The 16,555-nt window shown below is 72.4% G+C and carries 18 protein-coding genes; 7 read left to right on the top strand and 11 right to left on the bottom strand.

The genetic code is table 11. The features are described 5' to 3' along the window. The first annotated feature begins 4 nt into the window (after positions 1 to 4). Positions 5 to 634, top strand: coding sequence for a type III effector protein (locus ACZ6I3_RS30090; protein WP_469418855.1), 630 nt, complete (start codon positions 5 to 7; stop codon positions 632 to 634). 453 nt (positions 635 to 1,087) lie between these two features. On the opposite strand, the gene ACZ6I3_RS30085 is transcribed toward ACZ6I3_RS30090, so the two are convergent. The 3 genes from ACZ6I3_RS30085 to ACZ6I3_RS30075 form a co-directional block, all read right to left on the bottom strand. Then, positions 1,088 to 1,735: a hypothetical protein gene (locus ACZ6I3_RS30085; RefSeq protein ID WP_469418853.1), complete on the bottom strand. Its 648-nt coding sequence runs from the start codon at positions 1,733 to 1,735 to the stop codon at positions 1,088 to 1,090. A 75-nt stretch (positions 1,736 to 1,810) separates the two neighbouring features. Then, the gene (locus ACZ6I3_RS30080) at positions 1,811 to 2,002 is read right to left on the bottom strand and encodes a DUF397 domain-containing protein (RefSeq protein ID WP_469418851.1); all 192 of its coding nucleotides are present in this window, start codon (positions 2,000 to 2,002) and stop codon (positions 1,811 to 1,813) included. Beyond that, positions 1,999 to 2,892: a helix-turn-helix domain-containing protein gene (locus ACZ6I3_RS30075; protein ID WP_469418849.1), complete on the bottom strand. Its 894-nt coding sequence runs from the start codon at positions 2,890 to 2,892 to the stop codon at positions 1,999 to 2,001. The genes ACZ6I3_RS30080 and ACZ6I3_RS30075 overlap by 4 nt, the downstream gene beginning before the upstream one ends. A 300-nt stretch (positions 2,893 to 3,192) precedes the next feature. Between ACZ6I3_RS30075 and ACZ6I3_RS30070 the strand changes: the two genes are divergently transcribed. The 5 genes from ACZ6I3_RS30070 (at position 3,193) to ACZ6I3_RS30050 (ending at position 8,473) form a co-directional block, all read left to right on the top strand. After that, positions 3,193 to 4,671 (top strand): Y4yA family PLP-dependent enzyme, encoded by a 1,479-nt coding sequence (locus ACZ6I3_RS30070; RefSeq protein WP_469418847.1) that lies wholly within the window; start codon positions 3,193 to 3,195, stop codon positions 4,669 to 4,671. Further along, a complete protein-coding gene (locus ACZ6I3_RS30065) occupies positions 4,668 to 5,987 on the top strand; it encodes a pyridoxal-phosphate dependent enzyme (protein WP_469418845.1) in 1,320 nt (439 codons plus the stop codon). The genes ACZ6I3_RS30070 and ACZ6I3_RS30065 overlap by 4 nt, the downstream gene beginning before the upstream one ends. A 5-nt stretch (positions 5,988 to 5,992) precedes the next feature. Further along, a complete protein-coding gene (locus tag ACZ6I3_RS30060; RefSeq protein ID WP_469418844.1) occupies positions 5,993 to 7,189 on the top strand; it encodes an aminotransferase class V-fold PLP-dependent enzyme in 1,197 nt (398 codons plus the stop codon). Positions 7,190 to 7,291: 102 nt separating this feature from the next. After that, the gene (locus ACZ6I3_RS30055; RefSeq protein ID WP_469418843.1) at positions 7,292 to 8,056 is read left to right on the top strand and encodes a class I SAM-dependent methyltransferase; all 765 of its coding nucleotides are present in this window, start codon (positions 7,292 to 7,294) and stop codon (positions 8,054 to 8,056) included. A 117-nt stretch (positions 8,057 to 8,173) separates the two neighbouring features. After that, a complete protein-coding gene (locus ACZ6I3_RS30050; RefSeq protein ID WP_469418841.1) occupies positions 8,174 to 8,473 on the top strand; it encodes a hypothetical protein in 300 nt (99 codons plus the stop codon). A gap of 36 nt (positions 8,474 to 8,509) precedes the next feature. Here the strand turns inward: ACZ6I3_RS30050 and ACZ6I3_RS30045 are convergent, their stop codons facing one another. The 6 genes from ACZ6I3_RS30045 to ACZ6I3_RS30020 form a co-directional block, all read right to left on the bottom strand. Further along, a complete protein-coding gene (locus tag ACZ6I3_RS30045) occupies positions 8,510 to 9,163 on the bottom strand; it encodes an ABC transporter ATP-binding protein (protein WP_469418839.1) in 654 nt (217 codons plus the stop codon). Continuing rightward, a complete protein-coding gene (locus ACZ6I3_RS30040; protein ID WP_469418898.1) occupies positions 9,156 to 10,082 on the bottom strand; it encodes an ABC transporter ATP-binding protein in 927 nt (308 codons plus the stop codon). The genes ACZ6I3_RS30045 and ACZ6I3_RS30040 overlap by 8 nt, the downstream gene beginning before the upstream one ends. A gap of 403 nt (positions 10,083 to 10,485) precedes the next feature. Further along, the gene (locus tag ACZ6I3_RS30035) at positions 10,486 to 11,373 is read right to left on the bottom strand and encodes an ABC transporter permease (RefSeq protein ID WP_469418838.1); all 888 of its coding nucleotides are present in this window, start codon (positions 11,371 to 11,373) and stop codon (positions 10,486 to 10,488) included. Then, positions 11,363 to 12,331 (bottom strand): ABC transporter permease, encoded by a 969-nt coding sequence (locus tag ACZ6I3_RS30030; RefSeq protein WP_469418836.1) that lies wholly within the window; start codon positions 12,329 to 12,331, stop codon positions 11,363 to 11,365. Before ACZ6I3_RS30030 ends, ACZ6I3_RS30035 begins: the two co-directional genes overlap by 11 nt. 20 nt (positions 12,332 to 12,351) lie before the next feature. After that, positions 12,352 to 13,938, bottom strand: coding sequence for an ABC transporter substrate-binding protein (locus ACZ6I3_RS30025; RefSeq protein ID WP_469418834.1), 1,587 nt, complete (start codon positions 13,936 to 13,938; stop codon positions 12,352 to 12,354). Positions 13,939 to 14,067: 129 nt separating this feature from the next. After that, positions 14,068 to 14,523 carry a DUF6299 family protein gene (locus ACZ6I3_RS30020; RefSeq protein WP_469418832.1) on the bottom strand — a complete coding sequence of 152 codons (456 nt, stop codon included), beginning with the start codon at positions 14,521 to 14,523 and terminating at the stop codon, positions 14,068 to 14,070. 243 nt (positions 14,524 to 14,766) lie between these two features. On the opposite strand from ACZ6I3_RS30020, the gene ACZ6I3_RS30015 reads away from it, so the two are divergent. After that, the gene (locus ACZ6I3_RS30015; protein ID WP_469418831.1) at positions 14,767 to 14,958 is read left to right on the top strand and encodes a DUF5999 family protein; all 192 of its coding nucleotides are present in this window, start codon (positions 14,767 to 14,769) and stop codon (positions 14,956 to 14,958) included. A gap of 11 nt (positions 14,959 to 14,969) precedes the next feature. On the opposite strand, the gene ACZ6I3_RS30010 is transcribed toward ACZ6I3_RS30015, so the two are convergent. Both ACZ6I3_RS30010 and ACZ6I3_RS30005 read right to left on the bottom strand, forming a co-directional pair. Beyond that, on the bottom strand, positions 14,970 to 15,368 hold the full coding sequence (locus ACZ6I3_RS30010) for a RidA family protein (RefSeq protein ID WP_469418830.1): 399 nt from the start codon (positions 15,366 to 15,368) through the stop codon (positions 14,970 to 14,972). After that, the gene (locus tag ACZ6I3_RS30005) at positions 15,365 to 16,519 is read right to left on the bottom strand and encodes an acyl-CoA dehydrogenase family protein (RefSeq protein ID WP_469418828.1); all 1,155 of its coding nucleotides are present in this window, start codon (positions 16,517 to 16,519) and stop codon (positions 15,365 to 15,367) included. The genes ACZ6I3_RS30010 and ACZ6I3_RS30005 overlap by 4 nt, the downstream gene beginning before the upstream one ends. Positions 16,520 to 16,555: the final 36 nt, after the last annotated feature.

Below are 16,555 nucleotides of genomic sequence, written 5' to 3'. Positions count from 1 at the left end.
GCCCGTGACAGCAGCCGAACAGCCCGCGGACGGCGCAAGCCCGGCCTCGTTCCTCGCCGCCGCGGCGGCCCTTAACGCCATAGACGACGCCCTGCACGCCGCCCGGCGAAGGCCGTCCGACGCGCCCGCCAGCGGGCCGGGACCGGAACAGGCCCTGGCCTCCCTGCTGCTGCTGCGGCAGGTGCGCGAACAGCTCGCCGGATGGGAGACCGGCCTGATCGAAACCGCCCGCGACGCAGGCGCCAGCTGGGCCGACCTCGCCCACCCCCTCGGCGTCGCCAGCCGCCAGGCCGCCGAACGCCGCTACCTGCGCGGCCGCCCCGGCCCCGCCGGAACCACCGGCGAACAACGCGTCCAGGCCACCCGACAGGCCCGCGCCGCCGACCGCACCACCGCCACCTGGGCCCGCCACAATGCAGCCGACCTACGCCGTCTCGCCGGCCAGATCACCGCGCTCACCGACCTCCCAGCAGAGGCCCGCCGCCCGCTCGGCAGGCTCCACACGGCCCTCGCAGACGACGACGCCGTGTCGCTCCTAGACCCCCTCCGCGCCACCCGCCCCTACCTGACCACGCACCCCGGCCTCGCCGACCAGATCGACGCCCTCACCGAACCCGCCGAGCCATCCAGCTGACTCGCGCATGCCGCAGGGCCGGCCCCGTGAGACCGGCCCTGCGGCAGCACGCCCCGGGACCGGCCGCCGCCTTCTACGCCCGCCCTGCCCCCCCGGTGAGCCGGCTGCGCAGCTCGTAGCGGGCGTCCACCGTCGCGACGTCAGCCGCCAACCGCTTATCACTGCAGGTCACCGCACTAGCTGGTCTCTTCCGGGACATCTGAGCGCGGGATGCGGCGGCACCTCTTTGTTGCCGGTCACCTTCCAGACGCTGGAACACCGTGCGTACTCGCCCACCCTCCCCGCACCCGCCGCATGGAGGGCCTCGATCACAACCTCCGCATGACTCTCGGGGACCGATATCTCGATCTTCAGGCGCCGACTGGTCCTTGCCGTCGATGTCACCTCCCCCTCGACGGTGTCGACCGGATGGCCGACGTGCTGCGGCGGGCCGCTGAGGCGCGCTGCCGTCCCTCAGAGCTGAGCCTCGCGGCACGCGGTAGGGCCCTCGACCAGGAAGTATCTGATGGTCACATCGATACCGAAGGCCGCCCCCGCGTGGAGCGTCCCTTTCGTTACGAATCCCATCGCACCGAGGCGGGAGCCGACGATCCCGCATGCGGTGTCACCGAGGTCAGCCGCGCTTCGCCCGCGGAGGGAACGGGCGATCTCCGGGGCGTACTTGACCACGGGAGTGGGCTGGACCGGCGCGCTCGCGGGATGAGTCAGGAGCAGGAGAGCGAAGATCCGAGCGCGGCCACTTCCGGCAGCACGGGCCTTGGCCAGATCGGTGGCTATGGCCTTTACGTATTTCTCGACCGTCGGCCTGCTCACCCGGGCAAAGTCGAAGGTGTATGCGGCCTTGATCTCGACCAGGGCCAACGGTTCGTGACTGCTCTCGTCGAGGATCGCGAGATCGGTGCGCGCACGGTCGCTGTTGGGGCTCCACTCGCGGGCCGCGACACATCCAGACAGCTCCGTGTGCAGGATCCACGCCATGCGATCCCGGATCGGCTGCTCCGGCTTTGATGTGAGGGCAAGGTACGCCAGCTCGTCGGGCGCGAAGGACTCGCACGCCTTCCCGAGCGCCTGATTGAGCAGTCCGGCGGAAATCTCGATCATTCCAGCATCGTCGCAACTCGAGGCGGCCCTGTCCGCCGCCCCAGCATCAGACGCGGCGGACGGCACCCCCTCGACTCAGCCCTCCGAAGCGAACCGCACGAACGGCGCCCAGCCCTCACGGCCGACCATGAAGGACGGACGGCTCACGTCCTTGGAGTCCCGTACGTGAACGGCCTGTTCGGCGATCGCCACCTCGACGCAGCTGTCGCCCTGGCTGCCGCTGTAACTGGACTTGAACCAGGCGAGTTCCGTCGTACCGCTGCTCATAGCTCTCCTCGGAGTCGCTCCAGCAGGTCCCGGGATTCCTTCGGGGTGAGGGCCTGCGAGCGCAGTGTGTCATAGCGTTGACAGAGCACACTCACCTCTTTCGGGTCGGCGATGAGCCGCCCGTTCTCCTGGCCTTCGGAGTATCCGAGCCGCTGTCCCGCAGGGGTCTCAAGGATCTGCACGGGCCCATCCAGACACGCATGCAGCCCCGCCTCCAACGGCACCACCTGAAGCGTCACATTACGCGGTGCGCTCAGCTCCAGCACATGGTCGAACAGCTCCCGCATCGCCTCCGCGTCCCCGAACCGCCGTCGGAACACATGCTCCTCCACGATGAAAGCGAACGGCACGGTCGGCCGGTCCCGCATCATCTCCTGCCGCTCCATCCGAGCCACGAGCTGCGCTTCGAGTTCCTCGTCCGTCCGCAAGGGGATCGTGCCCTCGAACACCGCCCGTGCATACGCCTTCGACTGCAACAGCCCCGGCACCAGCCTGCACTCGTACGTACACAGGCTCACCGCCTCCCGCTCCAGCCGAGCCCACCGCCGGAACCACGCCGCGAGCCCCGCCTCGCCCCGGGTGAGATGCCGGGCGGCCTTCCGTAGCGCCCCGGTGTTGCCGAGAGCCTCCTCCGCGCGTTCCACGAACGCCTTGTCCGGCATCCGGCGCCCGAGTTCCACCGACGCCACGGTGTGTTCCGAGTACCGCACCCTCGTGCCCAGGTCGACCCGGCTGAGCCCGGAGTGTTCGCGCAGTGCCTGGACGACCGCGCCGAACGTGCGCAGACTGTCGGACGGATGGGGCTCCCGCTCCCGCTCCCGCGCCCCCTCCCTCGCCGTGACCGCCCGCACCTCGACGCCCTCACCCGCGGTTCCTTCGACGTTGCCCATCCGCCGCCCCTCTCCGTCGCCCGACGGCTCCTCCCGCCGCCCGCAATCGCCACTCAGCGTGACGGAGCGGGCCGCGTACTGTCCACTCTGTGTGCCCGTACGCTGACTCCGCGTACGGGCTGCCGGGCCTTTCCCCGCGGAGCGGAACACCCACCGCCCCGTCTTCGGCCATGCCGGACGGCTTCAGGTCTTTCAGGGCGTAAAGCGACCGAAGAATGGATATGGGCTATACGGCGAAACGCGGGGAGTGTCCGACGTGCCCGGATGCCGGGCGCAGCGGCTTCAGGGGAGGGAGCGCGCATGGACGGACGGCCCTTGTTTCTCGAACCGCGGCTGGAACCACGGCTGAGGTCGCTCGTGGCGGCGACCGGGACGTTGCACTCGCTCACCGACGCGCTCGGTTCACCGCTGCACGTGGTGGTGCCGGACCAGATCGCCGAGAATCTGGAGCGATTCCGGTCCGTGTACCGCGCGCATCACCTGTCGGGCCAGGTGTTCTACGCCCACAAGGCCAACCGGTCCAGCGCGCTGCTGCGCCGCCTGGCCGCCACTGACGCGGGTGTGGACGTCGCGTCGCTGGGCGAGTTACAGCACGCGCTCGGTGCCGGTTTCTCCGCCGACCGGATCACCGCCACCGGGCCGAAGAACCCCGAGTTCCTGTGGCTCGCGGCCCGGGCGGGGGTCACGGTCAGCGTCGACGGCGTGGCCGAGCTGGACCAGCTCGGCGCGCTGGTGCGCAAGCACGCGCTCGCCCCGGTGCGGGTGCTGCTGCGGCTGTCGGGGTTCGAGACGTCGGGGGTGCGAGTGCTCAGCCGGCGCAGCCGGTTCGGTACGCCCGTACGGGAGTTGGAGGCGCTGCTGGAGGCGGTCGAGCGGCACGGCGACGCGGTCGACCTCACCGGGGTGGCCTTCCATCTGGACACGACGAGCGTCGCGGAGAAGGCGACCGCTCTCGAAGGGTGCCTGGCGGCCCTGGAGGCGTGCCGGAGCAGGGGGCTGCGCCCCCGGGCCGTGGACGTCGGCGGCGGGTTCGGGGTCAGCTACCTCGCCGAGCGGGAGCAGTGGGAGGCGTACACGACGGCGCTGACGTCCGCCGTCCTGGGCCGGCGCCCGCCTCTGGCCTGGGGCGGGCACGGCTACGGGCTGCGGAACGAGTCCGGCACCCTGCGCGGCACGCTCGGCCTGTACCCGGCCCATCGGTCCGTGGCGGGTGCGGCCTACCTGGACGAGCTGCTGGCACAGCCCGCCGCCTCACTGGGCGGCCGTCCGCTGGCCGGGCTGCTGCTGGAGCACCTGTACGACCTGCACACCGAACCCGGCCGGGCCCTCTTGGACCAGTGCGGGCTGACGCTGGCGAAGGTGCTGGAGGTCCGTGAGCAGGAGAGCGACGGGGAGAACGGCGGGGAGCTGCTGGTGCGGCTGGCCGCGAAGGCCGACGACATCGCCCTGGAGGACCACGGAGTGCTCATGGACCCGGTCGTCATCCCCGGGAGCGGGGCGGGGCCGGGCGAGGGGCCCGTCGCCGTCCACCTCTTCGGCAGCCTGTGCCTGGAGACCGACCTGATCACCAGGCGCACGGTGTTCCTGCCCCGCCGTCCGGTCCCCGGCGACCTGCTGGCGTTCGCCAACACCGCCGGGTACGCCATGGACTTCCACGCCACCCGCGCCCAGCACCAGCCCGCCGCCCGCAAGGTCGCCGCCTGGCAGGACGGCGACGGATGGCGCTGGTGCCTCGACGACCAGTTCTGGCCGATCACGCCCTCGGGGGGAGCCCAGTGAGGTACGACAGCATCACGGAGGCGATAGGCAACACCCCGCTGGTGCGGCTGGACCCGGCCGTGCACGGACTGCGGAACATCGACCTGTTCGCCAAGCTGGAGATGCTCAACCCCTGGGGCTCGGTCAAGGACCGGGCGGCCTGGAGCATGGCCCGCCCGCTGCTCTCGGAGGCAGTCGAACACGGCAGCCAGGTCGTGGAGTTGTCCAGCGGCAACACGGCGAAGGCGCTGGCGGTCGTCGCGGGCATGCACGGACTGGGCTTCAAGAGCGTCACCAACCGGATGCGGGTGCCGGAGATCAAGGACCTTCTGCTGCTGCTCGGCGCGGAGATCGAGGAGCTGCCGGGGCAGAGCGAGTGTCTGGACCCGACCGCGACGGACGATCCGCTGACCCTCTTCCACCGGACGCTGTCCGCCTCCGGAAGCGCCTATCTGCACACCGACCAGTACTTCAACCCGCGCAACACCGAGGCCCATCTGACCGGGACCGGCCCGGAGATCGTCAAGGACCTGGACGGCCGGGTGCCGGACTGGTTCGTCGCCTGTGTGGGCACGGCCGGTTCCTCCACGGGCGTGGCCCGCGCGCTGCGGGAGGAGGACCCCACGGTGCGGGTGGTCGGGCTGGTCGCGGCCAAGTCCGACTTCATCCCCGGCATCCGCACGATCGACGAGGTGCAGGAGGTCGGCCTGTTCGACCCGGAGACGTACGACACGATGGAGTCGGTGAGCGCCGACGAGGCCATCGAGGGGATGCTGACCCTGAACCGCCGCTGCGGCATCCTGGGCGGGCCCACCGGAGGGGCCGCCTATTTCGGTGCCGTGCGCCATCTGCGCTCCCTCGACGAGGAGTTGAGCGAGCGCCGGACGGCGGTGTTCATCGTCTGCGACCGCGTCGAGAGCTATCTGAGCTACGTCCGTCAGCGGCGGCCCGACCTGCTGGGCCGGCCCGCCCGGAGGAACTCGGTGGCCGACCTGACCGAGGCCGAGGTGCGCGAGGCTCCGTCGGTCACCGTGGCGGACGCCCGGCGGTGGATCGACACCGACCGGCCGCTCGTGGTCGACCTGCGCAGTCCGTTCGCGTACGCGGCGCTGCACATCGACGGGTCGGTCAACATCGTCGACGAGCTGTTCGCCGAACTCCTGCGGGGCGGGCTGCCGTTCAGCAGGAGCCGGCCGGTGCTGCTGGCGTGTCCGGTGGGTGAGCAGTCCGCGCGGTACGCGGCGCTGCTGGCCCGGATGGGGCATGCCGACGTGCGCAGCCTGAGCGGCGGCATCATCGCCTGGCGGGACGCGGGCGCGCCCCTGGTGCGGGACTGACGGCCATGACCGCACCGATCATTCGCGAGGACATGAGCCGGTGGCAGCAGGCGCTGCGCGCCCAGTTCCCCATCGTCACCGGGCACCCGGAGCTGGCGTACTTGGACAGCGCGGCGACGGCGCAGAAGCCGCAGGCCGTGCTGGACGCCGTGCAGACGTATCTCACCACCAGCAACGCCAACTCCGCGCGCGGTACGTACACCTGGGCCAACCGGACCACCGAGCTGGTGGAGCGGACCCGGGAGCGCGTCGCCCGGTTCCTCGGGGACACCGCGCCGGAGCGGTCGGCCGTGCATTTCACGAGCGGCACGACCGAGGGACTGCGGACGATCGCCCGCGACTGGCTGCCGGGGTTCCTGCGCGACGGCGACGAGATCGTCGTACCGGACGCCGACCACCAGGCCAACATCACGCCCTGGCTGGAGGCCCAGCGGCTGCTCGCGGGGCAGGGCGTGCGCGTCCGGGTGCTGCCGATGCCGTACCAGAGCGGTTCCGGGGACTACGACCACACCGCGCTGGCCGAACGGGCCGGGCCGCGCACCCGGTTCGTCGCCACGACGCACGTCCACCATGTGTACGGCGGCGACATGAACGTGCACCGGATCCGCGAGGCGGTCGGGCCGGACGCGGTCATCTGCCTGGACGCGGCCCAGAGCGTCGGGCATCTGCCCGTTTCCGTGGGCGACTTGGACGTCGACTTCGTGGTCTTCTCCGGGCACAAGGCGCTGGCCCTGCCGGGGTCGGGCGCGGTGTGGGCCCGGCAGGCGCGCGGCCCGGCGTTCACGCCCGGCGGGTGGAGCGGCACGCCGAACACCGTGGGCATCGCCTCGCTGGAGGCGGCTCTGGACTGGCTGGACGCGGCCGGAGTGGAGCGCGTCGAGCGGTGGACCGTCGCCCTGGCGGCCCGGCTCACCGAGGGGCTGCGCCGGCTGGACGCCTACGAGATCCTCGGCTGCCCGCTCAGCCTGGCGGCCGACTCGACCGTGCAGCGGCGCCAGAGCATCGTGACCCTGCGGCACCGCGCCATCGACTCGGGTGACCTCGGCTTCATCCTCTTCAGCCACGGTTTCATGGTCCGCTCCGACCACCACTGCCAGGGCGACGCGGGCGAGAAGACCGGTTCGGTGCGGGTGAGCCTGCATGTGTACAACACCGTCGAGGAGATCGACCGGCTGCTGACCGTCCTTGCGTCACTCCAGTGACTCCGCCGACTGGGCGTTCCCCTGGGCGTAATGAGAACCGTTTCCACCTGTAGGCTCGGATCGGCAGGAGTCAGGTGCGAAACGGCGAGGTGGCGCGTCCGGATGGGGCTGAGTCTGGCGACGGCGGAGCGGTGGGTGGAGCGCTGGGAGCTCCAGCAGCAGCGGTACGCCGTCGACCGCGAGGAGCGGTTCACGGTGATCGCCGATGTCGTCGAGCACGTCACGGCGGGGCGCACGGCCCGGCCCCTCGTCGTCGACCTGGGCTGCGGGCCCGGCTCCCTGGCGGCCCGGCTGGTCCGGCGGCTGCCGGACGCGGAGATCGTGGCCGTGGACCGGGACCCCGTCCTGCTGGAGCTGGGCCGGACCCACCACCCGGACGCGGCCCGCTATGTCGACGCGGAGATCGGCGCACCCGGCTGGACCGGGACACTGGGCCTGGACCGGCCCCTGGACGCGGCCGTCTCCACGACGGCCCTGCACTACCTCGACCGCGACACCCTGCTGCGCGTCTACCGGCAGCTCGCCTCGCTACTGCGGCCCGGGGGTGTCCTCGTCAACGGCGACCATCTCCCCCAGGACGACGCGGGCCCGGCCGGGATCGCCGCGCATGTCGGGCGGTGCCGGGCCGCCCGGCAGCGGGTGTTCGCCCATGAGGACTGGGGCTCCTGGTGGACCGCCCTCTCCCGCGACCCCGAGCTGACCGACCTCCTCGCGGAACGCCGCCGCCGGGAGGAGCCCCTCGACACCGGCCGCCCCGCGGAGCTGCCCCTCTCGGCCCATCTGGAGCTGCTGCGCCAGGCGGGGTTCGGCACAGCGGGGCCGGTCTGGCAGTACGGGGACAGTTACGTGGTCGTCGCGGTGCGGTAGGGGTCCTCGTCCCCCTTCACGCTCCCTCGGATGGCCGGTGGCGGCGAGTGCTCGGACAATACACTCAGAAATCGCCATATATTCCTGCCGCCGGTCCCCTACTGAGGAGCCACCCCCATGACCACCGCCGAGCACATCACGCACGACGACCACCCGCACGCCCACGGCGACGACTGCGGGCACGTCGCCTTCACCCACGGCGACCACACGGACTACGCCCACGACGGCCACATCCACCGGATGCACGAGGGCCACGTCGACGAGTGCGCGAACGGCGGCCACACGGTGCACCAGAACCACGACCACCAGCACGGCGACGACTGCGGCCATCTGGCCGTGCGGCACGGCGACCACACCGACTACGTGCACGACGGTCACCGGCACGCCGGCCACGAGGGACACTGGGACGATCACTGAACCGCGACCGAACGCCGCACCCGTAGGCAGCGCTGCTCAGGACAGGCTGTCCCAGTCGACCGTGCGGTCGCACCAGCGCCCGAGCAGGGTGCGGTCGTGGCCGACGGCCAGCAGGGCGGCGCCGGTCGCGGCCCGGTAGTCCTCGACGGCCCCGACCAGGGCGGCCGCGGTGGAGGCGTCGAGCATGGCGGTCATCTCGTCGCACACCAGCAGGCGCGGGCGCAGTACGAGGGCGCGGGCGAGGCAGGCGCGTTGCAGCTGGCCGTCGCTGACCTCGTGCGGCCGCCGGGTCAGCAGGTCCGGGGTGAGGCCGACGACGGGGGCCAGCTCGGCCACCCGGTCGGGGATCTCCTTGCTCCGGCCGCTGGCGCGCAGGGGTTCGGCGATCAGGTCGGTGAGCGGCAGCCGGGGGTCGGAGGAGAGTCTGGCCTGCTGGAAGACGACCCCGAAGGCGGTGCGCAGGGCGCGCGGGGCGCGGTGGCGCCAGTGCCGTACGGGGTCACCGTCGAGGACGAGGGTTCCGGAGTCCGGCCGGTGCAGCAGGGCCGCGACCCGCGCCAGGGTGGACTTGCCGCAGCCGCTCGGGCCGAGCAGGCCCACGGACTCGCCCGGTGCCACGGTCAGGGAGACGCCCCGGACCACCGGCGCGTTCCTGGTGTATCCGGCGGTGATGGAGCGCAGTTCAAGCACGGACGTCCTCCGGCGGATGCGGGTGGTGGCAGGCGACCGTGCCCGGGGGCGGCGGGGCGGCACAGGTGCCGGTGGCCCGGTCGCAGCGGGCGGCGAAGGCGCAGCCGTCGGGGAGGTCGCCGAGTTCGGGCGGCATGCCGGGGATGGGGGTGAAGGCGCGGTCGGGCAGGGCCTGGAGCAGGCCGCGGCTGTAGGGGTGGCGGGGCCCGGGTGAGCCGAAGAAGTCCTCGGCGGCGGCCAGTTCGACGATCCGGCCCGCGTACATCACGGCGACCCGGTCGGCTATGCGCTCGGCGGCGGTCAGGTCATGGGTGATCATCAGCAGGCCCCGTCCCCGGCCGCCGCTCTCCCCCGGCTCGTCGACGTGCCGCCGCAGTTCGTCGACCGTACGGTCCACCAGGTCGCGGTCGAGCCCGGTGGTCGGTTCGTCGGCGAGCAGCAGGGGCGCGTCGCCGACGAGGGCGAGGGCGGTGGCGGCGCGCTGGGCCAGGCCTCCGGAGAGCTGGTGGGGGTGGCGGTCGAGGTGGTCCGCGGGGAACGCGGCCCGTTCGGCGGCGGCCTCGGCGGCGGCGCGCAGGGCGGCGCGTCCCCGGGTCGCGGTCAATGCGGCGACCGTCTCCTCCAGTTGGGAGCGCACGGTGCGCACGGGGGTGAGGTGGGCGGCCGGGCTCTGCGGTACGAGGCCGATGAGCCGGCCCCGTACGGTACGGGCGAGGGTCCGCTCGCCGGCCGTGAGCAGGTCCAGGTCGCCGAGGTGAGCCGCCCCGGCGGTCTGCGCGTTGCCGGGGAGCAGGCCGAGCAGGGCCGAGGCCAGCACGGACTTGCCGCAGCCGCTCTCCCCGATCAGCGCCAGACACTCACCGGCCGCCACGTCGAACCGGGCGTCGGTGACGGCGGCGACCCGACGCCCACCGGGCATGAGGAACCGCACGGAGAGGCCGCGCACCGACAGCACGGGGACGCGGCCGGGTGCGAAGTCGCCTCCGACGGGCACGGGGGCTTCGGCAGTCACCGGGTCTCCTTCGAGGAGGCCCCGGCTTTCCGGCCGGGGCGGAGTCCAACCCCTGCGGAGCAGGGCAGAGAACGGGGTTTCGCCTCAAGGGCGAAAGAACGGCTACACAATCGGGTAGGCTGCCTACCGTGCGTAGCGAGAACCAAGCGCGCACGACGCGCCGAGCGAGAGCCAAGCCGGCGCGCACCAACGCTTTCGGGCAACCGGGCAGGTTCCGTCCCGGCTGGTGCTGAGGGAGTAAGACCCTGCCGGTCGCTGACCGGTGGGGCTTCCTGAGCCAGAAATCCCCCTGCTTCAGCTGGGGGAGGGTTCAAAACATCAGCTCCGATCGGTGTCGGGGATTGATCCGCTCCCGCCACGCCCCGGCCAGACCGGCCAGGGCGAGGGTGGGGACGATGAGGAACAGGCCCGGGAACAGGGTCGGCCACCACTGTCCGGCGAGCAGGGAGCCGCGGGCCGTCTGGATCAGGGTGCCGAGGCTCGCCGTGTGGGTGGGCAGCCCGAGTCCGAGGAAGGACAGCGCCGACTCGTGCCACATGGCGTGCGGCACCATCAGCACGGCGGCCAGGGCGGCTTGGGGCAGGACGGCGGGCAGCAGATGCCGTACCGTCACCCGCCACCGGGACGCCCCGCCGGAGACGGCGGCGTCGACGTACGGCCGGGACCGCAGGGACAGCACCTCGGCGCGGACGATCCGCGCGGTGGACAGCCAGTGGGTCAGCGCGACCGAGATGACCACCGGCCAGACACCGGGGCGGAACATCGCGACGATGAAGATGCCGAGCAGCAGATGCGGCACGGAGGAGAAGGCGTCGACGACCCGCATCAGGGCGCGGTCGGCCCAGCCGCCGAGAGCCCCGGCGGTGGCGCCGACGGCCGTGCCGACCACCGTCGCGGTCAGCGCCGCCGCCACTCCGACGAGCAGCGAGACGCGCAGGCCGTAGACGCAGCGCAGCAGCAGGTCGCGGCCGACGTCGTCGGTGCCGAAGGGGTGGGACCAGGACGGCGGTCGGAGCTTGGCGGCCAGGTCGACGGCCTGCTGGTCGAGCTGGACCAGCGGCGGTACGAGCAGCACGGCGAGGACGGTCGCGCCCACCAGTACGGCGGAGGTGCGCACGCGCAGGGCGCGGGTCGAGCGGCGTTTCGGGCCGTGCGAGCGCCACTCGGTCTCGGCGGGCGCCGGTGCGTCACATGTCACTGAGCTTCACCCTCGGGTCGAACAGTCCGTAGAGCAGGTCGGCGAGCAGGTTCCCGGCGAGGACGGCGGCCGTGGCCAGGGTCGTCAGGGCGGCGAGCAGCGGGAAGTCGACGGCGGTGGCCGCCTCGACGGTGGCGGCGGCGATGCCCGGCCAGCTGAAGACGCTCTCCACCAGCAGGGCCCCGGTGATGAGTTCGGGCACGCGGGAGCCGATCAGGGTGAGCACCGGCAGCACTCCGGAGCGCAGGGCGTGGCCGAGCAGGACGGTGCGTTCGCTCAGGCCGCGGGCGCGGGCGCCGCGTACGGGGTCCTCCGCCAGGGCGTCGCCCACGCCCTGGCGGACGTAGAGCGTGAACCAGGGCAGTTGGGAGACCGCGAGGACTCCGGCCGGCAGGACGACGTGGCTGGCGACCTGTCCCGCCGTGACCTGTTCGCTGGCGGTGTCGGTCAGGCCGCCCGCCGGGAGGATGTCCCACTGGAGGGCGAACAGCCAGACGGCGAGCAGGGCGATCCAGAAGACCGGGGCCGCCTCCAGGGTGTAGGCGAGGGAGGTGACGGTCCGGTCGATCAGCGACCCGGGCCGGCGGGCGGCGAGCACGCCGAGGACCGTGCCCACCAGCACGGCGGCGGCGAAGGCGACCGCGCACAGCAGCGAGGACCACACGAGGCGTTCGCCGATCACCTGGGCGACCGGCTGCCGCAGCACGCTGGAGTGGCCGAGGTCGCCGGTGAGCGCGGAGGTCAGCCACTGCCACCAGCGGGCGGCGAAGGGCTGGTCCGCGCCGAGGTTCTCGCGCAGCCGGTCCAGGGTCTGCTGGTCGGCGCCGAGCGCGGCGGTACCGGCGTACGCCTTGACGGGGTCGAACGGGGAGGCGGCGGCGATCGCGAACACGCCGAAGGTGACGACGAGCAGGACGGGGACGGCGAACAGCGCCCGCCGTCCCGCCAGTCGTGCCATGGCGCCCCAGGGCGGGCGGGTCACTTCTTCGGCTGCCAGTCCTCGATGTTCCACCAGGGGCCGCTGGCGAAGCCGTGCTCGTGCGGTTCGAGCTGGGTGCCCAGGCCGTCCCAGCGGTCGGCCAGGACGTAGAGGTGGTCGATGTGGGTGAGGAAGGTGTAGCCGGGGTCCTGCACCAGGGCGCGCTGGAGCTTGTCGTAGGCGGCCTTGCGCTCCGCCGGGTCCTGGCCGCGGCGGCCGTTGTCGAGGGCGCGGTCCACGGCCGGGTTGTCGTAGCGGGCCATGTTGTTGAAGCCGTCGCCGGCGAGGGAGGAGTGCAGCAGGGTGTACAGGCCGAAGTCGGGGTCGCCGGTGGAGCCGAAGCCCGCGAGGACGGCGGTGTTCTTCATGCGCGGCTCGATGACCTCCCAGGTGGCGCTCTCCGCCTTCACCTCGATGCCGGCCTTCTTGGCGTCGGAGGCGTAGGCGAGGGCGTGGTCCTGGCGGACCTTGTCGCCGGAGGGGTAGAGCAGGGTGAAGGACGCCCGCTGTCCGTCCTTGGCGCGGATGCCGCCTTCGGCGGGCTTCCAGCCGGCCTCGTCCAGGATCTTCCTGGCCTTGCCGAGGTCCTGGTCGCGTTCGATCGCCTTGGTGAAGGCGGGGTCGTCGACGGGCAGCGGCCCGTAGGCCGGGCGGCCCGAGCCGTCGAGGATCTTGTCGACCATGGCCTGGCGGTCCACGGCGGCGTCGAGGGCCTGCCGGATCGCGCGGTCGCCGGTGACCTTGTTCGGGGTGGGGAGGGTGACGGTCCGGAAGTCGTAGGAGCGGGCCTCGTAGGTGCGCTTGGCGTCGTCGCTCTTGAACGTGGCGGCGAGGTTGGGCGGGAGGACCGCGCCGTCGAGGTCGCCGGAGCGCAGCCGGGTGGCGCGGACGTTGTCGTCGCCGATGACCGCCATGGTGAAGGACGACACCTTCGGCTTGCCGCCCCAGTAGCGCGGGTTGGCCTTGAAGCTGAGCTTCTCGCCCTTGCTCCACTTGGAGAGGACGTACGGACCGGTGCCGACCGGCTTCGTGTTGAAGGAGCCGGTGTTGGGATCCTGCTCGCCCGCGACGTGCTCGGGGACGATGGGCAGCACGGTGCGGGCGGCGAAGGCGGCGTAGGGGTACTTGAGGGTGAAGACGACCTTGTCGTCGCCGCTCGCCTCGACCTTCTTGACGGCGTCCAGCTCGCTCTTGAAGGTGTTGTTGGTCTTGGCGTCGAGCGCGGTCCGGTACGTGTAGACGACGTCGGCGGCGGTCAGCGGCTCGCCGTCGCTGAACTCCACCCCGTCGCGCAGCGTGTAGGTGTACGTGCGGCCGCCGTCGGAGACCTCGGGGAGCGCCGCCGCGAGGGCGGGCTTCAGCTTCAGGTCGGCGTCGTGGGCGAGCAGCCCGTCGAAGATCTTGGAGTTGCCGTCCTTGCCGTAGCCGAGCAGCGGGCTGAGGGTGTCCGGCTCGGAAGCCACCCCGATGACCACGGAGCCGGACTTGGCGTCGCTCTGACCGCCGCTGCTCGGGGCCGAGCAGGCGGTGACCGCCGCGGCCAGTGCCGCCGTGGCGGCGGCTCCTCGTATCCGACGGGTCGACATATGACCTCACCCCGTTGTTGCTCTAGTCAAGTTCTTGCACAGGCCTCGCAATTAAACAGTCAAGGAGGGCCTCCGCGCACCACCGCGGTGCGGGAGGCCCAGGTCACCGGTCCGTTCACCGGCTCGTGTTCAGGGCCGGGTCAGGGTGATGTCCCGTCCGTGGACCGCGTGGAAGCTGGGCAGCGGCAGGCCGCTGAAGGTGCGCAGTTCCATCAGGGTGGCCTCGACGTGGGCCGCTCCGGGGGCGAGCGCGCCCGGCTTGGGCCGGCCCGTGTTGACCCAGCGGTGCTTCACTCCGTCGCACACGGCCCGGGTGCCGCCGATGCCGTAGCGGGTGGTGGAGGCGCCCTGGCTCACGGAGGAGCTGACGAAGACCGGGCCGACGGCGCTGCGGCAGCGGTAGGTGCCGGAGAGGGTGACGGTGCCGTCGGCGGTGATCCGGCCCACCGCGTCGACCGTCACGGCCTCGTACGGGGCCGCGGCGGACGCGGTGGCGGGTGCCGCGGTGGCCGGTGCCGCCGTGGCACCGGTGAGCAGGAGCAGCGCGGCACCGGCCGTCGCGCCGAGCAGGGGACGAACACGCATGGGGGGAACCTCCCGAAAGGAGTGGTTTTTTGTTCCACTCGTACCCGGCGCCCGGGCCTACGCCCGCGCCCCTCACTCCTTCGGTGGTGAGTCCGCACCGACCGTCGTGGAACGGTCCGGGGAATGTCCGGGGCGTGTCACGCTTCCCGGCGGGCCGTTCCGATGTGTTCGAGTCGGGAGCATGGTCTGTACGTAAGAGTCATACGAATCCTCCGGATGGCCCTACCGACGTGGAGGTGCGCCATGTGTGCCCACCAGACCCAGTGCCCCGCGACCGACTCCGCCGCGGCCCATGTCGTCGCCGCCCACCCCGAACAGGGCTGGAGCCTGCTGTGCGACGGGGCGATCGTCTTCGACGACACCGGTGAGCTGCTGCCGGACGGCCGCGTGGTGGAACCGCACCGGGTGACGGCGGGGCTGACCGTCGCGGCCTGACCTCAAGAAGGTCAGGGCAGCACCGCGAAGCCGTCGAGTTCGACCATCGCCTCCTCGTCCCACAGCCGGACGACCTGGACGACGGCCATGGCGGGGTAGTCGCGCCCGGCCGCCTCGCGCCACAGCCGGCCCAGTTCGGGGGCGTGGGCGCGGTAGGCGGCGACGTCCGTGGCGTAGACGGTGACGCGGGCGAGGTCGGACGGTGTGCCGCCGGCCGCCGTGAGAGCGGCCAGCAGGTTCGCCAGCGCCTTCGCGAACTGCTCCGGCAGGGTCCGCCCCACCACTTTGCCGTCGGCGTCGAGGGCGGTCTGGCCCGCCAGGAACACCACCCTCGACCCGGAGGCCACGACGGCGTGGGAGAAGCCGGTCGGCGGGGACAGCTCGGGCGGGTTGACGCGCTCGGTGGTCACCGGGCCTCCTGGCGGGCGTGCGATGACTCGGCGTACAGCGTGGCGTACAACTCCTTGGCGATGATGCCGCGTTGCACCTCGCTGGCCCCCTCGTAGACGCGCGGGGCGCGCACCTCGCGGTAGAGGTGTTCGAGCAGGTGCCCGCGTCGCAGCGCCCGGGCGCCGTGCAGCTGGACGGCCGTGTCGACGACGTACTGGGCGGTCTCGGTGGCGAGCAGTTTCGCCATGGCGGAGCGCTGGGGCACGTCCGGGGCGTCCTCGTCGTACGCCGTCGCCGCCGCGTAGACCATCAGGCGGGCCGCCTCCGTGCGCAGGGCCATCTCGGCGACCTGGTGGGAGACGGCCTGGAGGTCCTTCAGCTTGCCGCCGAAGGCGTCCCGCCCGGCGGTGTGGGCGAGGGTCGCGTCGAGGGCGGCCCGGGCCATGCCGACGGCGAAGGCGCCGACGCTCGGGCGGAAGAGGTTGAGGGTGCCCATCGCGACCCGGAACCCCCGGTCCATCTCCCCGAGCACGTCCTCGGCCGTCACCGGTACGGCGTCGAAGTGGAGCGCGCCGATGGGGTGCGGGGAGAGCATGTCGAGGCCGGTGCCGGTCAGACCCGGGCGGTCGGCGGGCACCAGGAAGGCCGTGACGCCCCGGGCCCCGGCGTCGGGGGCGGTCCGGGCGAAGACGGTGTAGAAGTCGGCCTCGGGGGCGTTGGAGATCCAGCACTTCTCGCCGATCAGGCGCCACCGGGCGGGTCCGTCAGGCTCCGCCCGCAGGGCCAGCGCCGCCGCGTCCGATCCCGCGCCCGGCTCGCTCAGCGCGAACGCCGCGACCGCCGTGCCGTCGGCCACCCGGGGGAGCCAGCGGGCGCGCTGGGGCTCGGTGCCGTGGGCGTGGACCGGGTGGGCGCCAAGACCCTGGAGGGCGAGGGCCGTCTCGGCCTCCGTGCAGCCGTGGGCCAGGGACTCGCGCATCAGGCACAGGTCGAGGGCGCCGGACATGAAGAGCCGCTCCAGCAGTCCCAGTCGGCCGAGTTCGGCGACCAGCGCGCGGTTCACATGACCCGGTTCCCCCTTCTCGGCCAGCGGACGGAGCCGCTCGGCGGCCAGTGCGCGCAGCTCTGCGCACCAGGCGAGTTGTGCCGGTTCGAGCGAGAATGCGGTCATTGCCGGTCCCTTCTCCGCCACCCTGCTTCCCGGCTG

The sequence above is a fragment of the Streptomyces sp. NPDC041940 genome, assembly GCF_055589465.1.
Note: the sequence above shows the minus strand (reverse complement) of the source record. Positions and strands in the feature narration are given on the sequence as shown.

What these genes read in the sequence shown, in the direction of transcription:
- ACZ6I3_RS30080 (WP_469418851.1), bottom strand. Translation starts at nt 2,002, where the DNA reads ATGAGCAGCGGTACGACGGAACTCGCCTGGTTCAAGTCCAGTTACAGC.
- ACZ6I3_RS30050 (WP_469418841.1), top strand. Translation starts at nt 8,174, where the DNA reads ATGACCACCGCCGAGCACATCACGCACGACGACCACCCGCACGCCCAC.
- ACZ6I3_RS30025 (WP_469418834.1), bottom strand. Translation starts at nt 13,938, where the DNA reads ATGTCGACCCGTCGGATACGAGGAGCCGCCGCCACGGCGGCACTGGCC.
- ACZ6I3_RS30055 (WP_469418843.1), top strand. Translation starts at nt 7,292, where the DNA reads ATGGGGCTGAGTCTGGCGACGGCGGAGCGGTGGGTGGAGCGCTGGGAG.
- ACZ6I3_RS30020 (WP_469418832.1), bottom strand. Translation starts at nt 14,523, where the DNA reads ATGCGTGTTCGTCCCCTGCTCGGCGCGACGGCCGGTGCCGCGCTGCTC.
- ACZ6I3_RS30005 (WP_469418828.1), bottom strand. Translation starts at nt 16,519, where the DNA reads ATGACCGCATTCTCGCTCGAACCGGCACAACTCGCCTGGTGCGCAGAG.
- ACZ6I3_RS30040 (WP_469418898.1), bottom strand. Translation starts at nt 10,082, where the DNA reads ATGCCCGGTGGGCGTCGGGTCGCCGCCGTCACCGACGCCCGGTTCGAC.
- ACZ6I3_RS30015 (WP_469418831.1), top strand. Translation starts at nt 14,767, where the DNA reads ATGTGTGCCCACCAGACCCAGTGCCCCGCGACCGACTCCGCCGCGGCC.
- ACZ6I3_RS30085 (WP_469418853.1), bottom strand. Translation starts at nt 1,735, where the DNA reads ATGATCGAGATTTCCGCCGGACTGCTCAATCAGGCGCTCGGGAAGGCG.
- ACZ6I3_RS30030 (WP_469418836.1), bottom strand. Translation starts at nt 12,331, where the DNA reads ATGGCACGACTGGCGGGACGGCGGGCGCTGTTCGCCGTCCCCGTCCTG.
- ACZ6I3_RS30075 (WP_469418849.1), bottom strand. Translation starts at nt 2,892, where the DNA reads ATGGGCAACGTCGAAGGAACCGCGGGTGAGGGCGTCGAGGTGCGGGCG.
- ACZ6I3_RS30060 (WP_469418844.1), top strand. Translation starts at nt 5,993, where the DNA reads ATGACCGCACCGATCATTCGCGAGGACATGAGCCGGTGGCAGCAGGCG.
- ACZ6I3_RS30070 (WP_469418847.1), top strand. Translation starts at nt 3,193, where the DNA reads ATGGACGGACGGCCCTTGTTTCTCGAACCGCGGCTGGAACCACGGCTG.